The 6,322-nt window shown below is 74.2% G+C and carries 6 protein-coding genes; 4 read left to right on the plus strand and 2 right to left on the minus strand.

Annotated elements, in window-relative coordinates; all coding sequences use genetic code 11:
- Together ICW40_RS15830 and ICW40_RS15835 are read right to left on the minus strand one after the other, a co-directional pair.
- A partial coding sequence (locus ICW40_RS15830; protein WP_221654984.1) for an AzlC family ABC transporter permease occupies positions 1-577 on the minus strand: 577 nt, incomplete at its 3' end.
- A 50-nt stretch (positions 578-627) separates the two neighbouring features.
- Positions 628-2,118, minus strand: a complete 1,491-nt coding sequence (locus ICW40_RS15835) for an NAD-dependent succinate-semialdehyde dehydrogenase (RefSeq protein WP_260459307.1) — start codon at positions 2,116-2,118, stop codon at positions 628-630.
- Between the two features lie 79 nt (positions 2,119-2,197).
- Between ICW40_RS15835 and ICW40_RS15840 the strand changes: the two genes are divergently transcribed.
- From ICW40_RS15840 to ICW40_RS15855, 4 genes are read left to right on the plus strand one after another with little or no spacing between them, the layout of a single operon-like run.
- The gene (locus ICW40_RS15840; RefSeq protein WP_221654980.1) at positions 2,198-2,998 is read left to right on the plus strand and encodes a thymidylate synthase; all 801 of its coding nucleotides are present in this window, start codon (positions 2,198-2,200) and stop codon (positions 2,996-2,998) included.
- Complete coding sequence (locus ICW40_RS15845) at positions 2,998-3,552, plus strand: dihydrofolate reductase (RefSeq protein ID WP_221654981.1); 555 nt, start codon at positions 2,998-3,000, stop codon at positions 3,550-3,552. The genes ICW40_RS15840 and ICW40_RS15845 overlap by 1 nt, the downstream gene beginning before the upstream one ends.
- 10 nt (positions 3,553-3,562) lie before the next feature.
- On the plus strand, positions 3,563-4,483 hold the full coding sequence (gene dapA / locus ICW40_RS15850) for a 4-hydroxy-tetrahydrodipicolinate synthase (RefSeq protein WP_221654982.1): 921 nt from the start codon (positions 3,563-3,565) through the stop codon (positions 4,481-4,483).
- Between the two features lie 18 nt (positions 4,484-4,501).
- Positions 4,502-6,187, plus strand: coding sequence for a ribonuclease J (locus ICW40_RS15855; protein WP_221654983.1), 1,686 nt, complete (start codon positions 4,502-4,504; stop codon positions 6,185-6,187).
- The last annotated feature ends 135 nt before the right edge of the window (positions 6,188-6,322 follow it).

Raw genomic sequence — 6,322 nt, forward strand, 5'->3', positions numbered from 1 at the left:
GCGCGAGCGCGACGACGGCCGCACCGGCGGCGACGACCTGTGCGGCGCGGGGGGCCAGGCGCGGCCAGACCAGGCCGAGGAACGCGGCCGCCGCAGCCGCGTCGAGGCCCCACCGCTGCGGGTCGCCCAGCGCGTCGCCGACGACGGCGCCGACGACGGTGAAGACGTTCCACAGCACGAAGACGCCGAGCCCGGCCCACCAGAAGCCGACCCGCGCCACGGCGGGGGTGCGTTGCGCCGTGGCGACGGCGGTCGACTCGTCGATGGTGATCTGGGCGGCGGCGACCTGCTTCAGCCCCCGGTAGCGCAGCAGCGGCGAGAGCACGGCGCCGTAGAGCGCGTTGCGTGCGCCCAGCAGCGCGGCGGTCGCGACCGCGGCCCCGGCGGCGCCGCCCGCACCGACGACGCCGATGAACGCGAACTGCGACCCGCCCGTGAACATGAGCAGGCTCAGGGCGGAGGTCTGCCACAGGTCCAGGCCCGCGGAGACCGCGAGCGCTCCGAAGGAGATCCCGTAGACGCCCGTCGCGGCGGCCACCGACAGCGCCTGGCGGATGGCCGCACGTCGCTCGTGCACGTCGGCGGCGTCCTCGGGAGGACCGGTCCGGTCGGGCGGTGCTGCGTCCGTCACAGGGCGACGTACACGCTCTCGAGGTACTCCTCGATCCCGGCCTCGCCGCCCTCGCGGCCGAGCCCGGACTGCTTGACGCCACCGAAGGGTGCGCTCGCGTCGGACACCATGCCGCGGTTGACGCCGAGCATCCCGGCCTCGACCGCCTCCGCGACCCGCATCACGCGGCCGACGTCGCGCGTGTAGGCGTAGGCCACGAGACCGAACTCGGTGCTGTTGGCGAGCGCGAGCGCCTCGTCCTCGGAGCCGAAGGTCACCACGGGCGCGACGGGCCCGAAGATCTCCTCGCGCACGGCGCGCGCGGACGGGTCGACGTCGGTCAGGACGGTGGGGGAGTAGAAGTGCCCCGGGAGCGCCGAGCGGTCCGGCCGGTCGCCGCCGACGGCGACGCGGGCGCCACCGTCGACCGCCTCGGCCACGACCTCCTCGACGCGGTCCACCGCGCGCGCCTCGATGAGCGGTCCGACGGTGGTCCCCGCGCGGCTGCCGGGGCCGACGACGAGCCGCTCGAACGCCGCGGCGAGGCCGGCGCTGAACTCCGCCGCCACCGACTCGTGGACGAGGAACCGGTTGGCGGCCACGCAGGTCTGCCCCGCGTTGCGCATCTTGGCGGCGACGGCGCCCTCGACGGCGGCCGGCACGTCCGCGTCGTCGAAGACGAGGAAGGGTGCGTTGCCGCCCAGCTCCATCGACGTGCGCAGGACGCCCTCGGCCGCACCGCGCAGCAGCACCCGGCCCACCTCCGTCGAGCCGGTGAACGACAGCTTGCGCAGGCGTGGGTCCGCGAGCAGCGGCTCGACGAGCGCGGACGACGACGACGTCGGCACGACGTTGACCACGCCGGTCGGCAGGCCGCGCTCGGCGAGCACCTCGCGGACGACCTCGGCGAAGAGCGCCGTCGTCAGCGGCGTCAGGCCGGCCGGCTTGACGACGACCGTGCACCCCGCCGCGAGGGCCGGCGCGATCTTCCGGGTCGCCATCGCGAGCGGGAAGTTCCACGGCGTGATGAGGAGCGCGGGGCCGACCGGGCGGCGCAGGACCATCTGGTGGTTGGCGCCGCTCGGCGCGGTCCGCACGATCCCGCCGACCCGGACGGCCTGCTCGGAGTACCAGCGCACGTACTCGGCGCCGTAGGCGACCTCGGCGCGGGACTCGGCGAGCGGCTTGCCGCCCTCGGCCGTGATGACGGCCGCGAACTCGTCGGTGCGCGCGATCACCCGGTCGAAGATCGTGCGGAGCACCTCGGCGCGCTCGCGCGGCGCGACCCCGCGCCATGCGGGGAGCGCGTCGTCGGCCGCGGCCAGGGCCGCGAGGCCGTCCTCGGGCGCGCCGTCGGCCACCTCGACGAGCACGTCGCCCGTGGCCGGGTCGTGGACCTCGAACGTGCGACCCGACGAGCCGGCGGTCCACTCACCGCCTACGAGCACGCCGGTGGGCAGGTCCACCGGGAGGGTCTGGGACTGCGCTGCCAGGTGCACCATCGCCATGGTCGCCAGTATGGACCCGGCGAGGGCGGGCGTGGACCGACGCGGCCGGACCCGCCCGGACGCGCCCTACGATGTCGCCATGCCGGTCGCCACCCCGTACGAGGACCTCCTGCGGCACGTGCTCGAGCACGGCACGCCCAAGTCGGACCGCACGGGGACGGGCACGCGCAGCGTCTTCGGCCACCAGATGCGCTTCGACCTCGCCGCGGGCTTCCCGCTCGTCACCACCAAGCGCGTGCACCTGCGTTCGATCGTGCACGAGCTGCTCTGGTTCCTGCGCGGCGAGTCGAACGTCGCCTCGCTGCGCGAGAACGGCGTGACGATCTGGGACGAGTGGGCCGACGAGGACGGCGAGCTGGGACCCGTCTACGGCGTCCAGTGGCGCTCGTGGCCCACGCCCGACGGCGGCCACGTCGACCAGGTCGCGCAGCTGGTCGAGCAGATCCGGCGCGACCCGGACTCGCGCCGGCTCATCGTCTCGGCGTGGAACGTCGCCGCGATCCCCGAGATGGCGCTCGCGCCGTGCCACGCGTTCTTCCAGTTCTACGTCGCCGACGGGCGCCTCTCGTGCCAGCTCTACCAGCGCAGCGCGGACCTCTTCCTCGGGGTGCCGTTCAACATCGCCTCGTACGCGCTGCTCACGCACATGGTCGCGCAGCAGACCGACCTCGCCGTGGGGGACTTCGTCTGGACCGGGGGCGACTGCCACATCTACGACAACCACGTCGACCAGGTGACCGAGCAGCTGCGGCGCGAGCCGTTCCCCGCGCCCCGCCTCGAGCTGCGCCGCGCGGCGTCGATCTTCGAGTACACGTTCGAGGACGTCCAGGTCGTCGACTACCGGCATCACCCCGCCATCGCGGCGCCGGTCGCCGTCTGATGACGGCCGGTCCCGTCTCGGTCGGGCTGATCTGGGCCCAGGACGCCGACCGGTGCATCGGGCGCGACGGCGACCTGCCGTGGTACCTGCCGGAGGACCAGGCGCACTTCCGCGAGGTCACGACGGGGCACCCGGTGATCATGGGCCGGCGCACGTGGGAGTCGCTGCCCGAGCGGTTCCGGCCCCTGCCCGGCCGCACCAACATCGTGCTGAGCCGCCGCCCGGACCTGCGCCTCGAGGGCGCGCACGTGGTGCCGGACGTCGCCTCGGCCACGCCCCTCGCGGCCGGCCGCTCGCTCTGGGTGATCGGCGGCGCCCAGGTCTACGCCGCCTTCCTGCCCGTGGCGGACCGGGTCGAGCTGACCGAGATCGACCTCCGCGTCGACGGCGACACGAGGGCGCCCGCGCTCGACGAGACCTGGCACGAGGAGTCGCGCTCGCCGGTGGACGGCTGGCACGTCTCGCGCACCGGGCTGCGCTACCGCTTCCGCTCGCTCGTCCGCTCGGCGCCCCCAGGTGGGACCGCGGAGCAGGCTCCGGACGCCGCGCTGTAGTTTGCTGCCTATGGCGCCCACCCTCCACGCCCGTCCCGTCGTCGCCGGGCGTCCCTTCGGAGCGCTGCTGACCGCGATGGTCACGCCGATGACGCCCGACGGCGGCATCGACCTCGATGCGACCGCCGCGCTGGCGAACCACCTGGTCGACCACGGGCACGACGGTCTCGTGCTCAACGGCACGACGGGCGAGGCCCCGACGACGCACGCGCCCGAGAAGGCCGACGTCATCCGGGCCGTCGTCGACGCGGTGGGCGACCGCGCGTACGTCGTCGCGGGCGCCGGCTCGAACGACACCGCGCACGCGGTGCGGATGGCCGAGCAGGCGGCCGAGGCGGGCGCCCACGGGCTGCTCGTCGTCTCGCCGTACTACTCGCGGCCCTCGCAGGAGGGCGTCTACCAGCACACCGTCGCCGTCGCGGACGCGACCGGCCTGCCCGTGATGCTGTACGACGTGCCGGCGCGCACGGTGGTCCGGTACGGCCTGGCGACGCTCGAGCGGCTCGCGGCGCACGACCGCGTCGTCGCCGTGAAGGACGCCACGGGCGACGTCGTCGGCGCGATGCGTGCCATCGACGCGACGGGACTCGCGTACTACGCGGGTGACGACGCGCTGCTGCTGCCGTTCCTGTCCGTCGGTGCGGTCGGCGTCGTCAGCATGGCCGCGCACCTCGTGGGCGACGAGCTCGCCGAGGTGATCCGCGCGGTGGACGCGGGCGACCTCGCCACGGCGCGTGCCGTGTTCCGCGCGGCGATGCCGATGATCGACCTCATCGCGGGCAGCGGCAACGGTGCCCTGCGGTCCAAGCTCACGCTGGCGCTGCTCGGGCTCATCCCCAGCGCCGCCATGCGCCTTCCCCAGGCCGCAGCCGACGCCGAGGAGGTCGCCCTCGTCCGGGCGGCCCTCGTCGCGGCGGGCCGTCTCGACTGACCCGACCCCGGAGGTCCGATGTCCCACCCCCACCCCGAGCTCGGGGCACCCCCGGCGCTCCCCGCCGGCGCCCTGCGCGTGGTCGCCCTCGGCGGCCTCGGCGAGATCGGCCGCAACATGGCGGTCCTCGAGTACGACGGGCGCCTGCTGATCATCGACTGCGGCGTGCTCTTCCCCGAGGACCACCAGCCCGGCGTCGACCTGATCCTCCCCGACTTCGACTACATCGCCGACCGGCTGGGCGACGTGGACGCCGTCGTCCTCACGCACGGCCACGAGGACCACATCGGCGCGGTCCCGTACCTGCTGCGGATGCGGCCGGACATCCCGCTGGTCGGGTCCCAGCTGACGCTGGCGTTCGTCGAGGCGAAGCTCAAGGAGCACCGCATCACGCCGACGACGCTCGCGGTCAAGGAGGGCCAGGTCGAGCGGCTGGGCGCTTTCGAGTGCGAGTTCGTCGCCGTCAACCACTCCATCCCCGACGCGCTCGCCGTCGCCGTGCGCACGGGCGCCGGCACGGTGCTGCACACGGGCGACTTCAAGATGGACCAGCTCCCGCTCGACGGCCGGATCACGGACCTGCGCGCCTTCGCGCGGCTCGGCGAGGCCGGCGTCGACCTCTTCATGGTCGACTCGACCAACGCCGAGGTCCCGGGCTTCACGACGAGCGAGCGCGACATCGGCCCGGTCCTCGACTCGGTCTTCGCGGGCGCCGACCAGCGCGTCATCGTCGCGTCCTTCGCGTCCCACGTGCACCGCGTCCAGCAGGTGCTCGACGCCGCCCACGCGCACGGCCGCAAGGTCGCGCTCGTCGGCCGCTCGATGGTGCGCAACATGGGCATCGCGTCGGACCTCGGCTACCTCACGGTACCCGAGGGGACGCTCGTGGACGTCAAGGCGGTCGACGACCTCCCGCCCGACGAGGTCGTCCTCATGTGCACCGGCTCGCAGGGCGAGCCGATGGCCGCGCTGTCGCGCATGGCGAACCGGGACCACCGGGTCTCGGTCGGTCACGGCGACACCGTGATCCTCGCGTCGTCGCTCATCCCGGGCAACGAGAACGCGGTGTTCCGCGTCATCAACGGGCTCATGCGCCTCGGCGCGAAGGTGGTGCACCAGGGCAACGCGCGCGTGCACGTCTCGGGCCACGCGAGCGCGGGCGAGCTCATGTACTGCTACAACATCCTGCGCCCGCGCAACGTCATGCCGGTGCACGGCGAGGTGCGCCACCTGGTCGCGAACGCGGCGATCGCGGTCAAGACCGGGGTGCCGGCCGACCGGGTCGTCCTGGCGGAGGACGGGGTCGTGGTCGACCTCGTCGACGGGCGCGCGAGCGTCGTCGGCGCCGTGCCGTGCGGCTACGTCTACGTCGACGGGTCGAGCGTCGGGACCATCACCGACGCCGAGCTCAAGGACCGGCGGATCCTCGGCGAGGAGGGGTTCATCTCGATCTTCGCCGTGGTGGACTCCGCGACGGGCAAGGTCATCGCGGGCCCGCAGATCCACGCGCGTGGCTTCGCCGAGGACGAGGCGGTGTTCCAGACGATCCAGCCCGAGGTCGCGCGTGCGCTCGAGGACGCCACGTCGACCGGCACCATCGACACGCACCAGCTGCAGCAGGTCGTGCGTCGCGTGGTGGGCCGGTGGGTCTCGGGCCGGCTACGCCGCCGCCCGATGATCATCCCGGTGGTCGTCGAGGCCTGACAGGACCGCGCCCGCCCGTCGCCGGGGCCGCGTCGTCGTCGGCGCGCGCCCCGGCAGGGTCGGCGGGCGCGTCGTCGGGCACTGCGGCGTCGGGCGCCATGGCGTCGGGCGCCACGGCGTCGGGCACCACCGCGG

This window comes from Actinotalea ferrariae (assembly GCF_019733465.1).
GTDB classification, from domain to species: domain Bacteria; phylum Actinomycetota; class Actinomycetes; order Actinomycetales; family Cellulomonadaceae; genus Actinotalea; species Actinotalea ferrariae_A.